Origin of the sequence: Pedobacter aquatilis, from assembly GCF_030409415.1 — a bacterium.
GTDB lineage: Bacteria > Bacteroidota > Bacteroidia > Sphingobacteriales > Sphingobacteriaceae > Pedobacter > Pedobacter aquatilis.
In genome coordinates this window covers 124,849-149,975 of the sequence record NZ_JAUFPW010000035.1, presented here as the reverse complement: position 1 = coordinate 149,975, position 25,127 = coordinate 124,849, and the positions used below count along the sequence as shown (strand labels likewise).

Below are 25,127 nucleotides of genomic sequence, written 5' to 3'. Positions count from 1 at the left end.
TTCTTAATCCACTAAAAAACAACGCACTACAATTTAGCAAAAGGATAATATTGATAATGCTGCCATGGTCCGTCTAAATAATGCCACAAGTCAAGACCTTCAAGACTTATTTGAAATGGCTGAAAAGTTGGTTTAAGATGTTTTAATAATTCTCTTGCCTCTTCTGCTGTAACTTTATTTTGTATGGTAATATGCGGACGAAAACCTTGCTTATCCTGCAAAATAAGTTGGCTATCAAAGGCTTTTTGAAGGTAAGCATGTAATTTATTTAGTTCATCACTTTCAATAAAATAAGCAAGTCCATTACCGATGCTTTTTAATGAAGTTACGTTCACTTTAAAAACATTTTCTTTTATCGATTGAAGAATTTTTTGGTTGGATAAAGTATCTGGAAGTTTATGGAAAAGGGTTAAATGAGCTTTAAGTAGATTTCGTTCTTTAGGAAAATATTGATCCCGCATCTCATTAAAGAAGTTTTGACTCACTTCATCTAATCTGGCAGTGAGGATACAAGTTTTCATAACAAATTAACGAATTAAGGGGCCGATTTGTTTAAATTACCATCGAGTTAAAACAAACAAGCACCTCTAATTAGTTTGAAGTGCCTGTTTGAGTACTTTTTATTAATCATTAATCCATACTACGTTCGAAACTTTATTCGAAAACGACAAGGACAACCAAACGCAATCAATTCATAATAAACCAGTCAACTTTAAACAACTCAACGGAAAAAAGCAATTTATCAGTTCAATTTTATTGAGTTATTGTTGCTCCGAAAAAGTGCTTCCAAATAATAATAATCAGCGTAATTTATTGGTACATCAATTTCTGATTTAACAGGGCGATGACCTGTACTATGTTTTAACAGAAAACCATAATTTTCTCCAGTGTTATTGGTGTACCCAGAAGCTAAAGAATTTAAAATTTTATCGGCAGCCGCACGGTATTTTTTAGCATTAGCACTATATTCAGCCAGCTCATAAAGTGCCGAAGCCGTTATGGCAGCAGCAGAAGCATCTCTTGATGTATTGGGTATTAATGGGTCATTATAATCCCAATATGGAACACCATCCTTTGGCGTTATTTTAGAGTCTAAAATAAATGCAGCAATTCCATCAGCTTGATTTAAGTAAGTCTGTTTTTTAGTTTCCCGGAAGCACATCGTATACCCATACAATGCCCAGGCTTGCCCACGAGCCCATGAAGATTCATTTGCATAACCTTGCGCAGTAACCTTTTGGCGTACTTTTCCATACTGCGTTGTGTCGTAATCTATCACATGGTATGAACTAAAATCTGGTCTGAAATGGTTTTTTATAGTATTATCTGCATGACTAATTGCAATTTTATAGAATGAAGAATCTCCGGTAAATTTTGTAGCCTCGAAAAGCAGTTCAAGGTTCATCATATTATCAATTATTACCGGAAATTTCCATTTATCTCCATTATGGTCCCAAGATTTTATTACGCCTGAAGTTTGGTTAAATCTTGTAGAAAGTGACTTTGCCGCCTGAACAATTACACCTCGATAAGCGGTATCATTCGTTAATTTATAGCCATTACCAAACGGACAATAAATCATAAAACCTAAATCGTGTGTACCTTTATTAAATTGCTCTTTTTTAACATCCTCTGTATATTTTTTAGCAAGATTTAGCCACTTTTCATTTTTGGTATAAGCATACAAATACCAAAGTTCTGCCGCAAAAAAACCACTCGTCCAATCTCTGGAGTTAACCATTTTAAACTGTCCGTTTTCTACCGTTCTGGGCGAAACCAAATTTGGTTTAATTTTTCTTGCAGAATCTACATTTTTAATCAGTACTTCCATTTGTTTTTCTGCGGAAGCAAACGCTTTTTTAATATTGTTTTTTTGCGCCTGCGCTACACTACCGCACAGCATTATCAGTAACAATATTTTAATTTTTTGTTTCATAATTATAACCATATTAAGGGATTTCGGATAGGCATATTTCTGATAACCTCTTCTACCTGAGGTTTATGATCTAAATTTTTCCAGGTTTTAAGCCAGTTTTGTGCACCATACGCTTTTGCACCGAAAACAAGAAACGGCTGTGCAACTGGCCAATTGTTCCAATACATTACATCTGGCTTTAATGTCCATTTGCTTTTATCTGTAATAAAGGGATATAAAAATTCTATCCCCTTTTTTATTGATTTTCCATCTGAAGTTTCAAACTTCCAGAGGTTTTCTTTTTCTGTTGATAATATATGGCAAAGCATTGTCATTGCATCCAAATTAAAAATAGCATAACCATAAGGTTTAGTACGAGCCATCTCAAGTGGAAAGCTTCCATCTACAGCCATTTGATTTGGTAGCAAATTATTTCTAAAGTTATTTCTAATAGAATCAAGCATGTTTTCATCTCCACATAATTTTGCAAAAGATGCTACTTGCATTGCCCAGCAGGTTGCATGATTATTTTTAACTGTTTTCTCTTGTATGCCTGGCTTTGATGTATTTAACCACAGGATATAGTCAGAAAACCATTTTTTTACAGTAGTTAATGTTTCCTTATCAAAAGCATTTGATTTTTCCATAACTAATGTTCCTTGTGCTACCTCCATTAAATGAATAGTATCGATAATACCATAATTGCGCCCCGTAAAACGACCTTTAACAGCTTGTGCAAAAAGTAAACTTGGATTCATCAGGGTTTTTGAATCAACAAACCATGCTTTTAAATGCGAAACTGCATGCTTTATATAAATATCTTTTCCTGTTAGAATATAAGCTGACGAAAGTGCGCCAATAATTTTACTAAAACGAATCATGGCTTTTCGGTGTTCGATGAAATTATCAGGGTTAGTCATGCCATCTCTGTTAATGTACGGTCCATCAGGATTTTGTGGGTCAGGCCAAAAATAATCCGCTTCAGAAAAAAAATCATGTATTCCGCCTGCGCTTCTGGAAGAATAATGAGCGGTAACCGTAATGGGCTTTTGTTTCATTGCCCAGGCTGCATCTGCTAATATTTGTTTTTTTAAAACATTTTGAACCACTTTTTTTACAGCAACGGTCTGCCGATTTTTAGTTACAGAGAAACCTGTTGAAGATAGCCCTAGCAGAATCAAAATGTATATTAAAATATTTTTTCTCATAAAATAATTCCTAAAATTTGAATTATATCTGGCTAATTTTCAAATACAAAATTTAATGAAAGTTTAATGTTATCTGATGCTGTTCCAATCATTACTTTATATTGCTCAGCTTCGGTTATCCTTTCTAATTTTGAATTAAAGAAAGATAGCTTTTCTTTATCGATTTCAAAAGTAATCTGCTTACTTCTCCAGGTTTCGAAATCAGCGATTGTAAACCTTTGGTTTCCTTATAAGGCCTCCGCATAGAGGCAGCTTTATCTTTTAAGACAAGATATTTTTCCATAACTTTTGAATTATTCAAAAAATTAGCAATCCCATTTTTATGGGATTGCTTAAACAACTAAACAATGGCTCGCATGAGCATACGCTATTTTTCTTCAATTTTATTAAGGTAACTTATCAAGCGCCGGAACATTTTGCTCAAAACCTGCATATCCTTTATTCTGATTTATTCTACCTTCGGTATTAAACCTTTGTGCACTTGCAGGAATAGGCCATAACACATGAAAAGGTGCTATTTTATAATTTACACCCTGTAATGTTGGTACCTGATTTTTGTAAAAATCATTTTTCTCTATTATTCTATCGTACATAAAATTATTATCAGAGAAAGTTGCCATATTATAACTTTTACCATTATATGCCGCTTTTCCGGTTTGTGCAAAAATGTAAGCAATTCTGGTTAACTCTGTTTTACGTGGTTCTTCCCAATAAAGCTCCCTTGCTCTTTCATCGAGTATTGTTCCGATATTAATTTGGCTGGCATTTGTAAATAGCGTTGCATTTGCCCTCGCCCTCACCACATTTAAATCAGCCATAGCAAGGCCTAAATCGCCTTTCCAGTAGTAAGCTTCGGCTCGAAGCAAATAAGTTTCGGCAAGGCGAAACACATACCAATCTGTATTTGTACCGCGTGGCGGAGTCCAGTAAGGATCGTTAGCCAGTGCGTTAGTCGAGTTGATAAATACCTTGTAATGTGGCCATCCAAACCAGTGTCTGATGGTATCAAGCGCTCCGTTTGTAAATCTCTGAGAAAGATTTGATGATGAATATTGTTGTAATGGTTGTCCGTAAAGTGCTCTATCTGCAGCGTTTGTAGAGGTTTTAAGTGCCGGATTATTGTAAACTAAATCGGTCATATCCATCCACATTCCTTTTGCATGGCGATAATCTGTATTATCAGTCCAAATGTATTTTGTTGAGTAAGGCGTACCTCTGTAACGGCCAATACCTCTACCATACATTCTAGTTAAAGGAATTTCCGCTGTTACCGCATCAACAATTGCGGTTGCTCCAGAAGGCGTTTTTACATTTGCGAAATGCCAGGCTGGCACTGTATTTCTCATTAATTGAGAACCGTTTGCTGTGAAACCAACAAAATTTTCCCTATCAATAACCAAGAAAAGGGCTTCTCTGTTAGCGGCTAAAGATTTATTATCCATCCGATGTAAATCCCAAACTACATTCTTTGTCGCATCGGCTGCTGTACTACCAAAACGAGTGGTCATAATTCCATATCTCCCGCCATTTATTACATTATTTGCAGAAGTAATTGCATCATCAAAATTGGCTAAAGCCAGGTTAACTTTTGTTAATAAATGACTAACTGCGCCTTTGCTTACATCGCCTTTATTACCGCCATCAGTTACCCAATTCTGGGCAAATTCTAAATCTGCTTTAAGTTTGGCCAAAATTACCTCCCGTTTGGTAGAATAAAAATCAGCCCTTGGCGAATCCAAATCCTTTAACAATAATGGCACATCTCCAAACTGATGAACTAATCTATAGTAGTTGTAAGCTCGATAAAAAAGCGCTGAACCCAGAATTAGATTTTTTTCTGCTTCAGATGAATAAGTTGGCTTATCAATATTAGAAATTATGGTATTTGCTTGCCTAACAGCGATGAATTCATTGTCCCAATACCATCCTATTTTATTAAAATCATCACTATTCAAATTTGCATCAGGCGTAATTCTGGAAACTAAATCTTGTGCAGGTGTATTTTTATCTGTGGTACCTTCAACAGCCACATCAGAAAAAATTGATTCAGTTAACATGGGGGCCGAATCGCCGAAGAACTCCCTTCTGGTTGCCAATCCTAATCCGTTTAATGCGGCCTTCATTGCAACCAAACTGTTTAGATTTTCAGGAGCATAAGCAGACAGTTGCTCAGAATCTAAATAAGTTTTTTTGCAGCCAGCTGTTGTAATTAGCCCAATAAATCCTAGAAATACTAATATATTTTTGTTTAATTTTTTCATTTTCGTAATGCTTATAATGTAACATTGAGGCCTAAAGTATAAAATCTCGGTGTTGGCCCATTGTTCTGAGGGTCCCAGAAAGTCCATTGAGGAGCATAATAACCAGCATTGGTTACGTTTGCATAAATTTTGGCCGTTTTAACCCTAAGTTTACCCAGCAAATTTTGAGGAACTGAATAAGAAAGTGCAACAGTATTTAGGCGGATAAAGGAATTATCCCAATAAAGATTGTAGCTTGTACCGCTTGAACCTGAATTTAGCCTTGCGTAATCATTAATTGGGTTGTTTGGTGTCCAATAAGGTAAAACATAAGATGAAGCTCTTGCAAAACCTACACTACCCGGTTGGTTTTTAGCCTGATTGTATTGTTTTAATTGCCCCCAATTTGAAAGCAATTGAAATGAAAAATCGAAGTTTTTAAAGATGTTAAATTCGTTCCTCATCGCCAGAAAATATCGGGGTGTACGGTAACCCAAAAATTTCTTGTCCGCATCAGAATAGTTATAATCTCCATTTACATCTTCTAATTTAAAATCTCCGGCTTTAATTGCTGCTCTGGTAAATTTAGCTGCCTCTGCCATTTCATTTGTTTGCCATACACCCTGAACGTTATAATCCCAGATGATGTCGATATCCTTTCCAATAAACCATCCATTACCCGGATCATCGGTTGGAAGTGCAAGTGCAATGATTTTATTCCGATTGAATGAAACGTTAAAGTTGGTGGTCCATTTTATGTTTCCTTCGGTTAAGTTTTTAGTGGTTAGGTTAAATTCACCTCCTTTATTATTAATACGGGCAAGGTTGGAATAAACGGTAGAATAGCCACTAACATTTGGTAAAGTTTGTCTTACCAACAAATCGCTTGTCTTTTTAGTAAAACCATCAATAGATCCGGTTATTCTATCATTGAAAATTGAAAAATCTAATCCAAAGTTTAATGCAGTTGTTTCTTCCCATTTCAAATTAGAGTTTGCCATTTTACTTCCAATTTGTACCGTATTTACATCGGATGCTACACCACTTGGCGTTACGGTTTGATATTTACCACTTGCTAATTGTGCAAGCGCCGCATATGGGTCAACTGTTCCGTTATCTGGATTACGTAAATCACGGTTTCCATTTATGCCATACGAAACACGAAGTTTACCATAACCTAGCCATTTCTGGCCTTTCATAAAAGATTCATCGGTAAATACCCAGGCAAAAGCTGCAGCAGGAAATGTTGCTCTTTTGAAGTTAAAGCCAAATACAGAGTAACCATCTCTTCTGGCGGAAAGTGTTAAAATATAACGTTGCAAAAGGGTGTAATTTAATCTTGCCATCAATGCATCACCAGTATAAACCTTATCTTCACTATTTGTTGTTGGTTTAATACCGCTTGATAAATTATGGTAGCTCAACACATCGCCAGGCACAAAACCTTCATTTGCTGCCTGTGTCCACCAGGTTTGATATTTTTCTGCATTGGCAAGTAAGGTTACATCCACATTGTGAATACTTGCAAATGTTTTATTCCATTTAACGAGGTTATCAATTTGCCAATTGTAACGGGTTTCGTTAGAACGACTAGCCGAACCACCTGGTGTAACCACATCAGGGTTTCTGGAAGAACGGTAATCAAAAGTTCTGTAAAAATCTAAACCCGGACTAAAATTGAGCTGATAAGTGATGCCAAATGGTAATTTTACTTTACCATAAAGACTTGCAAAAATTGTGTTTTGCTTATTCATCCTTTCATTGTACGTCATTGCGAGGAATGGATTTCTTGCATTCAACCCACTGTCATCAGTAGGAATTCTACGTAATTCTCCATTAGGTAGGTACCTGTCGCCATAGGGAGATAGGTTAGTTAGCTGATTCCAATCGGCTTCTAAGCTACCATCTCCTGTGCGTGCTTCATCCCGGTCTGCAAACTGAAGATTTAAGCCTAAAGTCAGAAACTTAGCTGCTTCTGCTTCCAGGTTTACACGACCACGAATTGCCGTGTACTCTCCACCTTCTATCAGATTTTGGTTTTTCTGATAATTTAAAGACATATAATAGTTAACCTCCTGTTTACGCCCGCTAAGGCTAAGCGTATGATCCTGACGAAAGCCTTTTCTGAAGATATCATCATACCAGTTTTCGGTTTTACCAGCCAAATAGTTTGCCTTTTCGTTTGCAACCAATCCAAGTCTGTTTAGCCATAAATCAACCGGATCGCCGGTTTGTCCATTTAGCCATTGTGTGATGGAAACGCCTGTTGGCAAATTTCTTGGGTCGTTATATAAATATTCTGGTGTTATTGCGCCACTCCTCATTACATCTGCTCTCCAATTCAAAAAGTCTTCCCCTTGATATGGACGCATATTTTTGGCGAGTTCGGCAAAACCTGCATTGGTATTTATGGTAATTGTTGGCATATCTCCCCTACCTTTTTTGGTGGTTACGGCAATAACGCCTGTGGCCGCTTTAGCACCGTAAACTGCCAAAGAACTGGCATCCTTTAAAACATCTACAGATTCAATATCATTTGGATTAATATCGGCCAGTTGTCCATTGTAAATAACGCCATCTAAAACAATAAGTGGCGAACTACCTGCAGAAAGTGTTGATTTTCCCCTAACAAGGAAATCTCCACCGCCCTTTGCACTAGAGCTTAAACCAACCGATAAACCCGGCACATTGCCTCTCAGCACATCAGATAAACTCTGTGGATTTTCATTTTCAAGTTGGGTTGCCTTTACACTTGAAATGGCACCGGTTGCATCTCTTTTGGTTGTCGTTCCGTATCCAATTACAACAACATCTGTCAAATCCTGAGATTCTTCAGCTAATGTTACATTTAAAGTTGTACGCCTGTTAACCGGAATTTCCTGACTTGCATAACCAACGGCAGAAAATATTAGTATTGCCTGCGGAGCAGCTGATATGGTATATTCACCATCGCCACCGGAAGATACACCTGAAGATGCATTTTTAACTTTTACGGAAACCCCTGGTACGGCGGCTCCTGATTTGTCCCTGATTGTTCCTTTTATGTTTAGCTGCTGTGCATACCCCAGCGAAAACATAAAACAAACCAGGCTAAAAAGTAGCGTAATTTGTTTTCTCATATTATTTGGTTTAGAAATTTATAATCACAAACCTATTCTATTTGAAAACAAATAGCAAGAAAAATAACTCATAACTAACTGTTAAATAGACAGTTATAAATCTAAGCAATACGTTTCAACCGCAATGATAAATAATGGAATATATGCAAACTATACAATTAAAGCGTATTGTGAAATAATCACTAATACGCTTTAAAAACATTTATTTTTTTCTGAAAAAATATCTAAAACATTAGTTAAATAGGTTCTGTTAGCAGCAATTTGCTCCATCCTTCTTCACCTGCTTTTTTTATCTCATCCTTTTTAAGGTTGAACAACTTTTGCATTTTAGAATTGTAAGTCCAGCACGTGCTTTGCCTAATAGAAAGTAATTGGGAAAGTTTGTAGGAAGATATTGTTCCCTTTGAGCTACAAACCAGAAACAGCATGTACAAAGCTTTATTGATAGGAATTCTGCTGTTTTGAAATAATGTATTTGCCGTTACAGATTCATCATAGCCACATTTGGTACATCTCCTGCTGTAAATAGTTTGGCCAGTTAAAAAATGTTGGTTTGTACAACGTTTGCAGCAATAACCACCAGACCACTTTAATTCGGCAATATATTTATAACAATGTTCCTTATCAGGATAAATTCTGCTAAACTCTTCAAATTCCACCATTTTCGAACTCAACCTTGCTTTTGTAGCTCGGGTTATGTTTAGGTTAAGTTCGTTATTATCCTTTTTCAACATAGAATTCATTAAAGAAATTTCCAGATTCTGTTGTTCAATAATTTGTGCTTTGGTTTGAATTTCTTCTGTACGCTGCTCTACAAGTATTGATAATTCGGCATTGAGTGTTTGATTAAGTTTATCATTTAACCTCAATTGTTCAATAACTCTTTTTTGTGCCCCGCTTTTCTTTTTACGAAGCGTTCTGATACTATTTCCAATGGCGAAAGACACTATTACCATTTCTATAACGAAGCAAATACTCAGGCTGTAGTAAACTAACGGCCCATAAGGTAGCCACTTTAAAAGCAGCAAAATTTTTATGCTGAAGCCTGCAACAAGGAAACCGTAGCCAATTATCAAAAAAAGTGCAGGCTTGTACCCCTTCCTGTATACATCAAAACCTGCCATAAATACCACTAAAAGTGGAATAAATTCGACTATTTTAAAATTAAATAGCGGGGTGTAAAATAAGCAAGCAATAAAAAATAAGCTTCGAAGAACTATTAAAGCAACAATTACCTTATAATAGGCTGGAGATTTTGCTTTTATAAATAGAAAGTTTAAGGTGAAAAGCATCCCAAAAATGCTGCTTAAAAACAAGGCAACACCAAAACCATAAATATTTAATAGCGGAAAATTTGGCCAAAGATATTGAAATGCGATTCCATCATTACACATTTCATAAAGTCCGATGCTTAGATTATAAAGCACATAAAAAAGATATTGCTTTCCTTTAATCGCAAAATACATTAGTAAATTATATAGGCAAAACACGATAATCATTCCATAGAAAAGACCGAAAATAAAATATTCGCCCAGGGCATAACCCACAAACCAATGCAAATCTCTTAGCACAATAATGGCACTTACAGAATGTGGAGATTTAATTCTTACATAATAAGTAAGCTGAACGTCTGCTTTATTGATCAAATCGAAAGTGAAATTTTTATGTTGATATACCCTTTTACTAAAATTATAACCTGTACCAAACACATGAGACTGATAATCTTGCTTACCATTTGGGGTGTAAAGAGTTAAATCAGCTATAGATTGGTCAAAAAATTCGAGCACCCACCTATTTGCGGATAAAGCATTATGATTAATTTTAAACCGATACCAATATGTGGATGAATGATTTTCATTCTTTGGTATTCTATTCAAACTCGGCTTAAATAATGCTTGATTTTCATGACTAAGTACTTCTTTAAGATTTAACTTCCCTGATTTATCCTCAAGTATATCTATTTGATTGTAAGTAAAAATCTGATGCGGCGCATCATCATCAATAGCAAGTGGAATTTGAGCATTTATTTTAGCACTGATTAAGGTGAAAAAGACAAATGAAATAAAATAGGCAATAGCTTTTGATTTTATCAAAAACAGAAATTGAGTTCGATGATTGAATACGTAATGTAACAATGGGATAATGGTTAGTTGATACATTATACAAAAATTGATAGACTTAAGCCCTCAATTCTTTATTTACAATGTTCAATGTATTCTTGAATCAAATTTCAATCGATTGAAATTCTTAAAACCTTTAATCATTTTTAAGGTTGTATAATCAACAACAAAAAACATTTACTATGAAAAAGTTATTTTATGTGATGGCTATACCTGTCATTGCGATTGGATTGCAGGCTTGTAGCGGAAACAATGATGCCAAAGACACAGCCGATAGTTTAAACATGGCTAAAGACACCTCTTCTAATGTGGCTGAGACGGGTGGTATTGCAGTTGCAGAAGAAGATTCTAAATTCGCAACAACTGCTGCAGTTGGCGGCATGGCCGAAGTAGAAATGGGCAAATTAGCACTTGAAAAAAGCACAAATGCCTCAGTTAAGGAATTTGCTACCATGATGGTTAGTGACCACGGAAAAGCAAATACAGAACTAATGTCTATTGCAGCTATGAAAAACATAACCCTACCAACAACTGTAGATGCTGAACATCAGAAGAAAATGGATGATTTAAGTAAAAAAAGCGGTTCGGATTTCGATAAAGCTTATGTTGATGCTATGGTAGATGGTCATAAATCAACCTACGATTTAATGGAAAAAGAAGCTAAAGATGGTGAAGACGCTGACTTAAAAGCCTTTGCTTCGAAAACAGCACCAGTTGTGAAAGCTCATTTAGACAAAATCGAACAGATAAAAAAATCGATGAAATAGTTTCGATATTTGATAAAAAAGAAAACCCGGAAATTCCGGGTTTTCTTTTTTTAAGGATGTTCCATAATTAATGTAAAAAATATGGCTGTTCGCCAAAAAAAAATGGGATTATACAATCCCATTCTTTATTAATCATAAATATCTCAAGATTAAATTGCTTTGTGAGCGTCACGTAAAGCTTTAATCGCATCGTGACTTAGGTTAATCCCTTGTTGCTGATCAAGTAAAACTGTTCTTACTTCTTCGCCAAGTTCATTTTCTTGAAGTGCATCTTTATATGCCTTTTTAATGGCGTCTTCACCGCGTTCGCACTCTTCCAAAATACTCGTTCTGTCGTCGCCACCAAAACTTGCCTTAATATCAATCCATGCCCTATGAAGGCTGCCCAATATGGTATTACCTGTGTCAGGATTTTCACCATGTTTACCAACAAGACCAGCTAATTCAGTAACATTTTTTCTGCTTTGATCAGATAATTTTTCAAATGTTGCTTTCAAGTCAATGTTTTCTTCCTTGATATCAGCAGATGCTTTATCAAAACCGTCAGCACGATCGTTATTAATTTGAATTAAATCGTTTAATACTTCTGTTGTTCTTTCTTGATTTTCCATAATTTTTAATAGATTGTATTGAAAACACCACGTGATAAGGATTGTTTTTAAAATTTTCTAACCTTGTTGATTATGCCTTCGAAAAAGTATTTTAACATCTCGTATATATGTAAAGGAGTGATGTGCGATAATTTAGAATTTTTACCTGGACAAATTTAAAAACAGTTAAATCCAATCAAATCAAGAAATAAAATGTTTATTAAGGCACATTTCAATAATCTAAACATCAAATGAAAATTTTCCTTGCGTTACTATTTACAGCAATTATCTCTCTCTCCAATGCAAATGCGCAAAGCCTACAGGAAGAATGGAAATCCGAAGAAAAGTTACCTGTTCCAGAGTCTGTTTTGTATGATGCAGATTCAAAAACATTATTTGTTTCACTTATTGATGGTGAGGCAGCCAAAAAAGATGGTAAGGGTGGCATCGCTATTTTAAATCTTGATGGTAGCCTAAAAAATGCTTCTTGGATTAGTGGTTTGAACGCACCTAAAGGTATGGCGTTACACAAAAATGTATTGTATGTGGCAGATATTAATAAAGTGTTGGCAATAGACATTAAAAAGGGTAAGGTTACAGATTCTTTAACTATTCAAGATGCCGTTTTTCTAAATGACATTACAATTGATGATAAAGGTATTTTATATGTTTCAGACACTAGAATGAATAAAATACATCGTATCTCAAATAGAAAAAGTGAAGTTTATCTGGAGAATGTAACTGCAGCAAATGGATTGAAGCACGCTAAAAACAACCTATATGTTTTGGCTGGAACTGAATTGGTAAAATTTAATTCAAAAAAGGAACGAAGTGTTATAACTACAGGATTAGAAAAATCTGGAGACGGCCTTGAGCTACTCCCAAATGGAGATTTTATTGCATCCTGTTGGGCGGGAATAATTTACCATGTTAAACAAAATGGAACGAAGACCAAAATTTTAGATGTACAAGGTAAAATGAATACTGCCGATATTGGTTATAACCCAAGAAGTAAAACACTATATGTACCAACTTTTAATACTAATGCAGTTATTGCCTACAAATTGTATTAAGGTTAATTTTAAATAAACTTTATTTAACTCAGTATAATAAAAGAAATCAGGGTTTATCAATAATCTGATTTAAACCGATAATATGAGTAGCTTTTCCATCCGCATTATATACTGGCTTACCAAAGCCTCTAATCCAATGGGTAGAACCATCACTCCATTTCACTTCGTATTCTGCCCTGTAAATCCCATTGGTATCAATAGCATGCTGAACAGCCTCTCTGATGCGTTGTTTATATTTAGGCAATATCGTGTCAAAAAGATCAGAGTAGCCAAATGATTGTTCAGGAAGATAACCATAATTCTTCTTTAATTGATTATTTGATGTCATTTCACCTGTGGCAAACTCAACAACAGTATAGCCCATACCAGCAACTTCAATTGCTTTGGTTAGTACCAGGTTTGCTTCATGAGTTAGCTGCTTAGAAACGACGAGTTCAGTAACATCGGCAAGGATAAACATAATGTTATCTGGCTCATCTCCCATCCTGGCAACTGGCTGTAAAGAAAGGTTTGCATATAAAATTTTGGGAACCCCCTTATAATTTATTATCAATTTAACTGCAGCAGCATGGTAAGGTTTACGAGTTGTGTAAACTTCATCAAGTAACGAAATAAACTTAACTCCGCCTGCTTCGCTGACTACAGAATCGAGTTGTTGTCCAATTAAAGAATCATCCCCTCCGAAAATTTTATTAAGGGCATCGTTTGATTGCCAGATGATTTTAGTTGAACCTGAACAAATACCAATAGCAACAGGAGTATGTTTAAACAAGCGTTCGTAACTATCAAGAATACTTTCCAAAAGACTATTTGCTTGCGAAACCTGATCCTGGTATTCCATCAAATCTGTATTTCGATTAACGATTTCGTTATTAAGAGAAGTTATATGTTCATTCTGTTCCCGAAGTAATATTTCATCCAATGCAATAAGACGCAATTCTGTTCTATCCATAACTACCTTAGCAAGTCCGGATAAAATTTCTTGTTGATTTTCATCGAAATTCCTGCTTTGATAATCCATGATACAGATGGTTCCAATTCTTTCTCCTTGCCGGGTAATAAGAGGAGCCGCAGCATAGAAAGCTATTCCTTTTGGGTTTGAGATATCGGGAGCGGCAATCCTAACATCATTAATAACCATAACCTGCTTAGATTGCATTGCTTGATTGCATAAACTATTAGAACGTGATTGAGTATTTTCTGTGCCATAACCAACATTTGACTTATAGTAAACCTGCTCTTTCCCAATAAAACATATCAGCGCAATTGGAACATTAAATACGCGACTGGCTAATTTAGTTAACTCATCAAATGCTGCTTCTGGTTGCGTACCAGCAATTCGATAGTATTCTAGTGCAGCTATCCTTCTCATCTCTATATTATTAGAAGGCTCGTTTGTATTACTGCTTATCATTTTATTAATATTAATAACGACAAATTTATCCTTAAGGATCTGATTAACATCTGTTAACAGTTTCTTGTTTTAATAACCACTATAAAATCTGACCACCAATATTAATGATTGATATAAATCAAATAAAATGCATAAGACTACCATAAGATAAAACAATTCATAACACAAAAAGTTAATAAAATTATTAACTAATGCTTGCTATGAATACAGATAATCTACTTCATGCAAATCTGAAAATTAGAATTATGGCAAAGGCTACTTCGCTAGATTTTAAAGATGCGAGTTATAGGGCTATATCTCAGGATATATTTATCAAAACAGGAAATTATTTATCTCAAACGACCATAAAGCGTTATTTCGAACAGAGCGATTTAAATTTTAAATGCTCGCCATTTGTATTGAATAGCCTTGCACAATATTTGGGTTATAATGACTGGGATTCCTATAGCAGAACTGATATTAATAAAAGTTAAATTAATTAATAAGCCGTAAATCTTATTTTACAAAAACATTTATATCTCCAATTTGCTTTACTATATGAATTAGAATATAACCATTTAATGGAGTGATAATCATTTCATTGTTATCGTTTGATAATTCAAAATTATAGCAACTGTTTTAATTAATTGTAATCTGCGCTTCGCGACAATTTAAAAGCAGTTGCTCCAGTGGCAATATTAATAGTTAAAAAATTAAAATCATTGTAAAATATCTTAGTACAATATATGGCACAAAGCCCTCCCTATCTTCAAGTCGATACGCTTCTGGAAATATTTCAGCATACCAAAACAGCTACAGCGGTTCACGTTGGAGAAGAAGCTTATATACAATTTGCCAACGATGCAATGATAAATATCTGGGGTAAGGATAAATCGGTTATTGGAAAATCTTTAGAAGCTGCATTGCCTGAACTTAAAGAACAGCCTTTTATCGAAATGTTTGCAAAAGTGTGGAGAGAAGGTTTAACCATTGGCGGTTCTGACACCCCTGCTGAGTTGATAATTAATGGAAAAAGAGAAACCTTTTTTTTCGATTTTGAGTACAAGGCCATATTGGATAGTGATGGAAAAACAATTTGCATCCTACATACCGCAACCGATGTTACAGAGCGGTATTTGAAGAATAAAATATATGAGAAAGCAATAGAAACCGAAAAATCATTAGGCCGGGAGCAGGCTTTAAACGAAGAATTAGCAAGTTCAAATGAGGAATTGATGGCAAGTAACGAAGAGCTTGCTGCAGCTTTTGAAGAAATAAGAACAACCAATGAAGAACTTCATTCTACAAAAGATAGCCTCAAATCGCTCAATGCATCACTTGAAAAACGTGTTGCGCAAAGGCTCGAAACTATTTCTATCTTAAACCAGCAACTGGAAGCATCAAACGAAGAAATAAGAGCCTCAAATGAGGAATTGTTAAAATCAAACGAAGAATTGGCGAAAAGTAAGGATGATCTGGAATTGAGCATCAAGAATCTTGCTGATAGTGAGTACCGAACCCGAACAATAATAGAAAGTGCGCCTTTCCCAATCGGAGTCTATTTAGGTCGCGAGCTTAGAATTGCCTTTGCAAATCAATCAATCTTGGATGTGTGGGGAAAGGGGAACGATGTAATTGGTAAGTGTTACACAGAAATTCTTCCAGAACTTGAAAATCAATCTGTGTTTAAACAGCTTGACGAAGTATTTTTAACAGGAAAACCTTTTATCGCCCGAAATCAGGCGCTCAATCTTAAAGTGAATGGTGTATTAAAAACTTCATTTTTCAATTACAATTTTACAGCATTAAGGGATGGTTCTGGCAAGATTTACGGTGTAATGAATACAGCAGCTGATGTTAGCGACTTAGAAATCGCAAGGCAGCAAATTGAGTCGGCTGCAAAGGAAACAAACAGACTGAATGAACAACTAGCCGCCTTGAACGAAGAATTAATTGCTTCGAACGAGGAAATGACGGAATACAACCGACAATTAAGTTTGCTTTATGAACAGTTAAGCAGAAATCAGGATGAGCTTGAACTGGCAATTAATGCTGCAAATCTAGGCACATTTGATCTTAATCCGATAACCGGCCGATTCACGGGTAATGACTTACTTAAATCATGGTTTGGATTAGCTCCAGGAGAAGAGATAGAGCTTGAACATGCAATCAATGTAATTACAGAAAGCGAACGCAATGAAGTTGCTTCAGCCATACAACATTCATTAAATATCAGTTCTGGAGGTAATTATGAAAAAGAATACACAATAATTTTATCTGGTAAACCAAGAATTGTTAGAGCAAAGGGTAAAGCCTTGTTTAACAATAAGGGGCAAGCCATCAGACTAAGCGGAGTATTGCAAGATGTAACTGAGCAGGTGAATTATAGGAAAGAAATTTCTGAAGCAAATACCCGCTTAAAAATTGCCATGGATGCTGGTGCCTTAGGCTCAACGGAAGTAGATTTGGAAACCGGAGACATGGAGTGTAGCGACCGTTTTAAAGCTTGTTATGGTAGGCCATTAGATGAACCGTTTTCTTATCCTCAACTCTTTGAAGCCATGTTGCCAGCTTACCGAGATAATGTTAGGGAACGCGTAAAAACTGCAATTGATACACATAGTATTTATCAGGCTGAATATGAAGTACAATGGCCGGATGAAACGATACATTGGATTAATGCACACGGACGAGCGAGATATGATAATGATGGCAAAGCAATCAAAATGGTTGGTATCGTTGCTGATATTACCGAAGCTAAAGCAGATGAACAACGGAAAAGTGATTTTATTGGCATGGTTAGCCATGAACTAAAAACTCCGCTCACATCAATAAGCGGTTATCTCCAGCTACTTCAAATCAGAGCAAGGAAAAATGAGGACAGTTTTTCGCAGCCTGCTTTAGATAAAGCAACCAATCAGCTTAAAAAGATGACCAACATGATCAATAGCTTTTTGAATATGTCCAGGCTTGAATCGGGCAAAATACATATCGAAAATCAGTATTTCGATCTTTCTCACCTTGTTAGCGAAATAGAAAGTGAATTCCAGCTTACAGTAACAAGCCATAAACTAATTTTCACAAGCGAAGGTGAAGCATTTGTAAACGCCGATCGTGATAAGATTGGTCAGGTTATAAATAATTTTATTAGCAATGCGATAAAATATTCTCCCGTTGGTAGCACAATAAATATCCGTTGCAAACCTTTAGAAAAAGCTATGCAGGTATCGGTGCAAGATCAAGGCTATGGCATTCGTGAAGAAGATAGGGAAAAGCTATTTGAGAGATATTATAGAGTTGCAAATCAACCTACAACAATTTCAGGTTTCGGAATTGGACTTTATTTATGTGCAGAAATTATTAAAAGGCACAATGGTAAAATCTGGGTAGAAAGCGAACAAGGAAAAGGATCAACTTTCTATTTTACTATTTCATAAATCATGTTTGAGTTTCTAACGAAACTATTGATACATTAATCAATCAGAATACACACTTTAAATTGATGCATTTTAGTATCTCGCAATTCAAAATGATGCACCATTAAAAAAGACACCCCTGTAAATATGAATTTACACGGGTTTTTACCTTATAATCCGTACCCAGCGCCGAATTTCAAACGAACCAATTCTTTAAGGACTTGATGATTTATCAGATTGGCACAATTAAAACGATATTCATATATAAGAATTGTAATGTTAACGAACCGCTTTATTGAAAAGCTATTTTGGAACTGTCTAAGAAATAATTTACAATTCAAGTATGATTTCAGTAGTGAGAAGGTACCGGTTGGTGGATTACAGTTAATAGTTTTGAGCGAGCCAGAGTTTTGACGTATCCCAGAGGCAAATGCCTATTACATATCACATATGGATAACGCTTAAGCCAAAAATGCTGCGCCTATTAAGGCTGCATCTTCACCCTTAATGGAAATTAATATATCAGCTTCTACGGACATCGTCTTTAAATATTGCTTTAATTGTGGAAGAAACAATCCTGATGCTTTTGCTATATTTCCCCCAAGCACCACACATTCAAATCGTTCTTTTTTATGAATTTGTGTTAGAAATGCTCCAAGGTTAAGACTGAATTCATCAAAAACCTGTAACATTGGTCCGCCCAAAATTGCATTATCAATGAGTTCTTTTACGTTTGATACATTGCTTTGGGCGTAAGCATTATATTTGGATACAAACCATCTTGAGGAAAACAAATCTTCACATATTCCACCCATAAAAGGATGGCGCCAATAGTCGGCATCTTGAGCTACCCCCAGAATACCCCTCGCAGAACCAAATCCGGTACCCAGCGTGAATCCCATCACTTTTGAAAAATGTGCTATTGATCCGTGGCTTAGTTCTCCTTGAAGAAAACACCCGGCGTCATTGAAAAAGCTCACTGACTTTACTTGTTCACCGAGCTGTTCACTAATCAACTGTTTAACATTTAAGCCGTATAAGGCATCATATTTGCCCATACCCTTCATGTAGGAGATGCCGTTTTCATAATCAAATGGACCAGGCATTGCAATCCCAACATTTCCAGAGTTTTCAAAACTCTGTAAGCTGCTTTCAATTACCTTACACCAGGTAGTAATAATGCTTTTGTGGTTTTCGGCTGCATTTACTTTTTGCCTAAATGTAGAATCTTTAATGATGCTTCCATCGCTCAGATCTACTAAGGCTGCGATAATATGAGATCCGCCGATATCTACGCCGACAGCAATGTTAGCATTCATGGGTTAATTTTCTTTCTTTAGGTTTAATAAACTCACGCGGGCGTAAAGTTCTGCAATGCAGGCTTCATCAAGCAACCATTTGGGTTTCCTTATGGATTCTTCATCGTTTAACCATTTTGCGGTAAGCAGGCCGTAACGATCTGCAGACTGTACCCACGCCTTGTCCAAGTCATAGATAACGGCCTTTACATATTTAGCGTTATGGTCGATGTGATAGAGCGCTTCGTATCCTCTGAAGAGCTCCGTCAAAAACCATGGTAAATCAACATCGAATTCCCGGATGCCGTTTTTTTCCTTTGAGAAAAACAAAAAAGATTGTTCAGCGACATCCTGTGCTTCTTTCAGATATTGAACCTCTTTGGTAAATTTAAACAGTAAAACTGCTGATTCAAGCATCGAGCCAGTGTTATAAGTATAATAGGTGGCATTTTTTTTGGCATCCATTTTTACATCATTATAATAAATGCCTTGAGGATTTCTGAGTGTATCGTGCATCCAGCTGTAAAATCGCTTTCCCCATAGAAGATACTTTTCATTTCCTGAAATTTGATATAATTTGAGGGCTGCAAGTGTCGCCATCCCGTTGCTACAGGCTGGTTTTTGGTCTTTATGACCCTCCAACCAGTAAATACCACCGCCTAATTTTTCATCCCAGCCGCTGATGATAAACTCAAATACCTCTTCAGCCTTATTTTTAAGAACGATATTTTTTGTATTGAGGTAAGCCTCACAATAATCAATACAGACAAGTCCATTGTCATCATAATATCTATCTGATTTCTCCAGCGTTGCCGGGTAGGCTTGGTAGCCAACCGGCATTCGAGTGGTATCGCGGTATTTCCAAACACCTGTAGCAAGCGTATCCAAATATTTTTTATAAGTTGATGATAAATCAGGATAACGGACCAGCACATTTGCGGCAGAAAACATCCCTGAAAACGGCCAGAGAAAACTAACTTCTTTTTCTTTAACACCCTCACCTTGGAAATAATCAAGCTCTGTTTTATTTCCCGAAGGATAATGCTCACTAAAAAGACCCGTATATGCGCTCACCCTGTATAGTCGCCAGACTTTCTCAAACATTTGATCAGCCCTTTGCTTATATTCTGCTGCAGATTTAATTTTCTGAGCAAAGATAGTCTGAGTACAGCACAGAAAAATCAGTATAAAAAGGTATCTCATCTTTTTCTAAAGTCTTTATTGATATTATTGAGTTGAAGGTGGAGGTGTTTTTAAGCCCCAGTTTTTATTAGCCTTATTGCCCATTGTTAAAATAAGCTTTCCGCCTTTCATCAGCTCATCTCGGTATAACCAGGCATTATTTAATACCTTTCCGTTCCAGGTGGCAGATTGCACATAAATATGTTCTTTATCATTCTGTTTTGCCTCAATTATCAATCGTTTACCATTTCCGAGGGTAATTTCGGCACGATCGAAAACCGGACTTCCAATCTGAATGGCTGGCCTTAAATCAGTAAGTCCCTTAACATCAAACAGACCAAGTGACGCCATAACGTACCAGGAGCCAAGTTGTCCCTGGTCTTCATCCTGGCCGTATCCATAACCATGTATACTCTCAGTACCATAGAATTCATCGCAAATTGCCCTCGTCCATTTCTGCGTAAGCCAAGGTGCTGATGCGTAATTGAACAGCCAGCTGATGTGTAGATTAGGTTGGTTACCATGGTTGTATAGAGATTGTATGCCGGCAAAAGCATCAATGGTTTTACCGCCCCCAAAAGCATTTTTCTGGGAGGTCTCGAAAATTTCGTTTAACCGTTTGTTAAAGGTCTGATTGCCAATCTGAGCGATTAGCGCTCTTGGGTTATGCGGTACATAAAAGGTATATTGGGTAGCATTACCTTCCTGAAACCCCCGCCAAGCTTCCAAGGGATTGAACTTATCAATGAATTTTCCGTCAGCGGTTTTTGGTCTCACCAATTTCAAATTCTCATCGAAAATCTGCTTCCACCCATTAGAAAGGTTAATGAGTTTCTTATAATCTGAGGTTTTTCCTATTGCTTTTGCAAACTGGGCCGCGGCAAAAGCACTATAACTGTATTCGAGGGTGTGTGAACCTGAAAAATGCGAGCCTGTTGAGTCTGTTACATCCGCATCCAGATAGGGGACAAAACCTTTGTCCACGAAAGTTCTGGTATCCATTTTACCCGACCCTACCGGCCGATTTTGGTAACCCAACTCGTTACCCAGTACAGCTTTATAAGCTAAATCAAGATCATAATCGCGGATTCCAGCCTGATATGCCCCTACTATAGCAAGCCCTACAAAGTTTGTTCCTACGCCAGATACAAAATTGCTATTGGCTATGCCATCACCAAACCAGCCTCTTTCCTTATAAATTTCGAGCTGGGTGTGTACAAAGTCGTTATAATGCTGAGGGTAAGACAATGCCCATAGCTGGGTAATATTCCAAAAGCCGCCCCAGATTGCATCAGTATTCATAAAGTTATAACTAAACTTGCCTTTACTATCCTTTGGCAACTGACCGATGCTGCCGTCGTGTCTTGGGAAGTTCCCATTTACATCACTGGCCACACCTCTACCAAGCAAAGCGTGGTAAAGCCCAGTGTAAAATTTAGTCTTATCAGCATTACTTTTACCCTGAACATTCAGCTTACCTAACTCTTTTCTCCATTCTTGCTGTGCACGCAATTTTGCCTCATCAAAATCGAGTTTTGCTGCTTCAGTATCAGCGTTAAGTTTTGCATTGGCTATTGAAGTGTATGAAAGGCCAACTTTGATCTCAATCTTTTCATTTTCTATCGTTTGATATTCTACAAATAAACCAGCACCTGCTCCTTTTGAAGACATCTGACCATTGGTTGCTTTTTCTTTGTCCAGCGCTCCGATTTTAGCCGGCTTTTTACTTAAAGCGCCAAAAAAGTACATGGCAACCCTTCCGCCGCGGTCGTACTTCTCAACATATTTAGGGTTGGTTACTACAAAACCTTGAAAATGGGTATCATCAATCATCTCAACAGATGCATCTGTTATCGGTCCACTTTCCCCTTGCACATTTCCCACAGATAATATAATTCTGGAGGCATCATTTTTTGGAAAAGTGTAACGGTGAAATCCTACCCTTTTGGTAGCCGTCAATTCTGCTTTTATTTTAAAATCATCCAGCATAACTGAATAATAGCCGGGCTGGGCTAATTCATTTTTCCTATCAAAAGCAGATCGGTAACCACTGCCAGGTTTTTCCAATTCTCCAGGGATTGTTTTCAATGCACCTGCCGTAGGCATAAAACTAATACCTCCAACCTGCCACTCATGAAAATGAACAAAGCCTTCAATAGAGTTATGCCTGGTATCGTAACCCACCGCTTCCCAACCCTGGTTATTGCCGTAACTTCCATTTGTAGATGGCGCCAGTTTCGCCATACCGTACGGTACCGCCGCAGGCGTATAGAAAAACCACCTGCTATGTGCTGTTCCTATGTTCGGATTAACATATTTCAATATATCCTGTGCAGAAACAGACGTGTAAAATAAAAATAGGACAAGTGATATTGGAAATGATTTGTGTATTGTTTTCATAGAATGCAATTGTGATTACTGATACTTGGACAACATAGCCTGGATTCTTTGCATCCATGCCTGGTCAACGGTTTCCATTTCGCTTGAACGGTTTTGCCCATCAAAGCCAGCGAAAAAATAATAACCAAAGTTACTGGTGTTTCGGTTGGCAATATTCAACCGATTGATGTTTTCTCTGGCATAAGTCAGCCAGCTCTCATTCTTATCATACTCATAAAGGCGAATCATAGCCTGTGAGCCCCATGCGCACCATGCCGGATTAATCCTGGCCTCGGCAGTATTAAAAACGTAGCCTTTATATACTGCGTTCCACAGCGTAGTGTTCATCGCCTTGCCAATATTCTGCGCTTTTGTTAAATAAGATGCATCGTTCATGATTTTACTGTAGAGCAGGTATGCCTCTACCATGATAGCATTGTCATAGGTAAATTTTTGTGTGCGTTTAATTCCTTCGCCTGCACCATCTATTTTCCATATGTAAAGGCCGGTATTGGTATCAAACATCTTTTGAGTTAACCAGGCATCAACCATCAAGGCCCATTCCCTATACACCGATTCTCCTGTCATGCTGTAAAGCTTAAGAAAAAGCTGCAATGCGAGACCATTAGTTTGGGTAGGTTTCTCAGGCTTTAACGTATTCCAATAGAAACCACCGCCATAAACATTATCCCAAAGACCACTGTTGATCAACCAATCACCACAAGCCTTTGCCTTTGCCAAATAAACAGGTTTATCACTAGCGGCGGCAACTTCGTAAGCTTCGAGGTAAACCATACCACTCAAAGCATTATCATCCACGTATTTATCTCCGGCCGCCCCGCTCCCATCAAGATTTACGGAAGCAAAATAACCGCCTCTCAAATCTTTTTTGTCCCACATATTCTCCATAAACTTAAAAGTATTGTTCATGTAAGCTAGATAACTGGATTCGCCAGCGGCTACCATTGCCGCATCGGCATATATCTGGCTTACGTTATACCATTCATAACAATTACCAGCATGTGATGTTGTATTTGCCCGGTAGCTATAGCTTGCCGTTATGAGGTTGTTTACTGTAAAAGTATGGGTTTCTTTAGCGAGTTGCAGATAATTTACACCAGCGCCAGGAACCACCGGCGGGATGACCGGCGGTGGTGTCACTGGGGGCTGTACCGCTTGTTTTTTGCAGGCCACCATTGAGAAGAGCGCTAATATAATGATAACATTTTTGAGGAAATTTTTCATAGGATAGATCTTGCCCGCAGGCATTATAAAATGGCTAAGCAAAAATTACTGTGTAGCGATGGAATGTGTATAAGGCCCTCCTGCACTCAGGCTAACCGTAGCCTTAATACTCTTATTATCTGCTGATGGATTGAATTTATAAGTATTATTCCATTGATCATTACTCACTGCATTAAGGTAAAAATATGAAGCGGATTGACCAACGGGACTAACATTATTAACATTGCTGCTGCCCATATATTTTACGCCAGTCGAGGTATGGAACGCAAATTTATAGCGCTCATCTCTACCCCATGAAAATTGATAGAAAACAACAGGGATCAAATCCGATTGCCATATTCCACCTGATGTATAAATTAACTGGCCAATTTCATTGCCATAGGCAGACATGTATAAACCTACACTTTGTATCTCACTCATTTCCAAAACACTGGCCGCATTAAAATCATATTTCAGGTAATACGGTTTAGTGCTGCCGGTAACGGTAATTGTAGAAGTGCCTTCCTTTATTAATGCAGCCTCGGCATAAAATTTCCTTCCGCCCTGAGTAAGTTTATCAGTAAGTTGGTAAGTTCCGGGTTTTAGTGAAGTGTAGATTTCAAAAACGCCTTCCTCAACCTTCTTTAACTTTAATGCTTTGCTGAGATCATCTCCTCCTTCGCTTGCTGTTCCTGTTATGTACAATTCTGTTGGCACCTCTGCAAAACCTGCTGGACGTTCAAGTTGTAAAGTTCTGATTTCTTGACTTGTTTTTCTGTTGCTAGCTTTAGAAGCAATCACAGTCCAAGTAAGCTTGCCAATTGATGAGGATGCAATGCCTGCAAGGGCTGCGATTTTAGTTAAATCTTTATGTGAAATTGTTACCTGTGGCTGTACACCTCCGCCATCAGAAACTATTTTATAAACAGGGGCAGAGAAATTCCCACCATCCTTATCAAAAGCAACTTCATAAAGTACCAATCCACCATCCTCTCCTTGTGCGGCAGACCATTTGAACTGCTGCGAGGCAGATGCATTTGACGGGTTTAGTTTAATGCTGGCCAAGTTAACCGGCAGACTTAAGGCACCAACGGTACTAACATTTTCATTCAAAGATTTTTCATCCTTTTTACAGGAAACTACTGCTATACATACGAATAGTAGCATAGCCATTATTTTATTTAATTTTTTCATGGTTCGTTA

At 37.0% G+C, this 25,127-nt stretch carries 19 protein-coding genes; 4 read left to right on the top strand and 15 right to left on the bottom strand.

All coding sequences use genetic code 11. The annotated features are described in order from the left end of the window. Positions 1–26: 26 nt before the first annotated feature. The 8 genes from QWY86_RS17655 to QWY86_RS17625 form a co-directional block, all read right to left on the bottom strand. The gene (locus tag QWY86_RS17655) at positions 27–521 is read right to left on the bottom strand and encodes a 2'-5' RNA ligase family protein (RefSeq protein WP_290244012.1); all 495 of its coding nucleotides are present in this window, start codon (positions 519–521) and stop codon (positions 27–29) included. A gap of 221 nt (positions 522–742) precedes the next feature. Next, the gene (locus QWY86_RS17650) at positions 743–1,936 is read right to left on the bottom strand and encodes a glycoside hydrolase family 88 protein (protein ID WP_290244011.1); all 1,194 of its coding nucleotides are present in this window, start codon (positions 1,934–1,936) and stop codon (positions 743–745) included. Between the two features lie 2 nt (positions 1,937–1,938). Beyond that, a complete protein-coding gene (locus QWY86_RS17645) occupies positions 1,939–3,123 on the bottom strand; it encodes an alginate lyase family protein (protein ID WP_290244010.1) in 1,185 nt (394 codons plus the stop codon). Positions 3,124–3,155: 32 nt separating this feature from the next. Beyond that, the gene (locus QWY86_RS20175; RefSeq protein WP_353958927.1) at positions 3,156–3,287 is read right to left on the bottom strand and encodes a hypothetical protein; all 132 of its coding nucleotides are present in this window, start codon (positions 3,285–3,287) and stop codon (positions 3,156–3,158) included. Continuing rightward, positions 3,248–3,406: a hypothetical protein gene (locus QWY86_RS17640; protein ID WP_290244008.1), complete on the bottom strand. Its 159-nt coding sequence runs from the start codon at positions 3,404–3,406 to the stop codon at positions 3,248–3,250. The genes QWY86_RS20175 and QWY86_RS17640 overlap by 40 nt, the downstream gene beginning before the upstream one ends. A 103-nt stretch (positions 3,407–3,509) precedes the next feature. Beyond that, a complete protein-coding gene (locus QWY86_RS17635) occupies positions 3,510–5,384 on the bottom strand; it encodes a RagB/SusD family nutrient uptake outer membrane protein (protein ID WP_290244006.1) in 1,875 nt (624 codons plus the stop codon). An 11-nt stretch (positions 5,385–5,395) separates the two neighbouring features. After that, a complete protein-coding gene (locus QWY86_RS17630) occupies positions 5,396–8,482 on the bottom strand; it encodes a SusC/RagA family TonB-linked outer membrane protein (protein WP_290244004.1) in 3,087 nt (1,028 codons plus the stop codon). A gap of 236 nt (positions 8,483–8,718) precedes the next feature. Continuing rightward, positions 8,719–10,575, bottom strand: a complete 1,857-nt coding sequence (locus tag QWY86_RS17625; protein ID WP_290244003.1) for a 7TM diverse intracellular signaling domain-containing protein — start codon at positions 10,573–10,575, stop codon at positions 8,719–8,721. 209 nt (positions 10,576–10,784) lie between these two features. Here QWY86_RS17625 and QWY86_RS17620 point away from each other — a divergent pair, with 209 nt between their 5' ends. Then, a complete protein-coding gene (locus QWY86_RS17620; protein WP_290244002.1) occupies positions 10,785–11,369 on the top strand; it encodes a DUF4142 domain-containing protein in 585 nt (194 codons plus the stop codon). Between the two features lie 149 nt (positions 11,370–11,518). Here the strand turns inward: QWY86_RS17620 and QWY86_RS17615 are convergent, their stop codons facing one another. Further along, entirely contained in the window at positions 11,519–11,980 is a 462-nt protein-coding gene (locus QWY86_RS17615; protein WP_290244000.1) for a PA2169 family four-helix-bundle protein, read from the bottom strand. A 230-nt stretch (positions 11,981–12,210) separates the two neighbouring features. On the opposite strand from QWY86_RS17615, the gene QWY86_RS17610 reads away from it, so the two are divergent. After that, on the top strand, positions 12,211–13,032 hold the full coding sequence (locus QWY86_RS17610; RefSeq protein ID WP_290243998.1) for an SMP-30/gluconolactonase/LRE family protein: 822 nt from the start codon (positions 12,211–12,213) through the stop codon (positions 13,030–13,032). 46 nt (positions 13,033–13,078) lie between these two features. Here QWY86_RS17610 and QWY86_RS17605 read toward each other — a convergent pair whose 3' ends face one another. Next, on the bottom strand, positions 13,079–14,404 hold the full coding sequence (locus QWY86_RS17605) for a PAS domain-containing protein (RefSeq protein WP_290243996.1): 1,326 nt from the start codon (positions 14,402–14,404) through the stop codon (positions 13,079–13,081). Positions 14,405–14,646: 242 nt separating this feature from the next. Between QWY86_RS17605 and QWY86_RS17600 the strand changes: the two genes are divergently transcribed. Both QWY86_RS17600 and QWY86_RS17595 read left to right on the top strand, forming a co-directional pair. Further along, on the top strand, positions 14,647–14,919 hold the full coding sequence (locus tag QWY86_RS17600; protein WP_290243995.1) for a hypothetical protein: 273 nt from the start codon (positions 14,647–14,649) through the stop codon (positions 14,917–14,919). A gap of 252 nt (positions 14,920–15,171) precedes the next feature. Beyond that, the gene (locus tag QWY86_RS17595) at positions 15,172–17,862 is read left to right on the top strand and encodes an ATP-binding protein (RefSeq protein ID WP_290243994.1); all 2,691 of its coding nucleotides are present in this window, start codon (positions 15,172–15,174) and stop codon (positions 17,860–17,862) included. Positions 17,863–18,302: 440 nt separating this feature from the next. Here the strand turns inward: QWY86_RS17595 and QWY86_RS17590 are convergent, their stop codons facing one another. The 5 genes from QWY86_RS17590 to QWY86_RS17570 are packed head-to-tail and all read right to left on the bottom strand — an operon-like array spanning position 18,303 to position 25,118. Then, positions 18,303–19,160, bottom strand: coding sequence for an ROK family protein (locus QWY86_RS17590; protein WP_290243992.1), 858 nt, complete (start codon positions 19,158–19,160; stop codon positions 18,303–18,305). 3 nt (positions 19,161–19,163) lie between these two features. After that, the gene (locus QWY86_RS17585; protein WP_290243990.1) at positions 19,164–20,342 is read right to left on the bottom strand and encodes a glycoside hydrolase family 76 protein; all 1,179 of its coding nucleotides are present in this window, start codon (positions 20,340–20,342) and stop codon (positions 19,164–19,166) included. A gap of 24 nt (positions 20,343–20,366) precedes the next feature. Then, on the bottom strand, positions 20,367–22,721 hold the full coding sequence (locus QWY86_RS17580; RefSeq protein WP_290243988.1) for a GH92 family glycosyl hydrolase: 2,355 nt from the start codon (positions 22,719–22,721) through the stop codon (positions 20,367–20,369). Between the two features lie 15 nt (positions 22,722–22,736). Further along, complete coding sequence (locus QWY86_RS17575; protein WP_290243987.1) at positions 22,737–23,945, bottom strand: glycoside hydrolase family 76 protein; 1,209 nt, start codon at positions 23,943–23,945, stop codon at positions 22,737–22,739. Between the two features lie 45 nt (positions 23,946–23,990). Next, positions 23,991–25,118: a SusE domain-containing protein gene (locus QWY86_RS17570; protein ID WP_290243985.1), complete on the bottom strand. Its 1,128-nt coding sequence runs from the start codon at positions 25,116–25,118 to the stop codon at positions 23,991–23,993. Positions 25,119–25,127 lie beyond the last annotated feature (9 nt).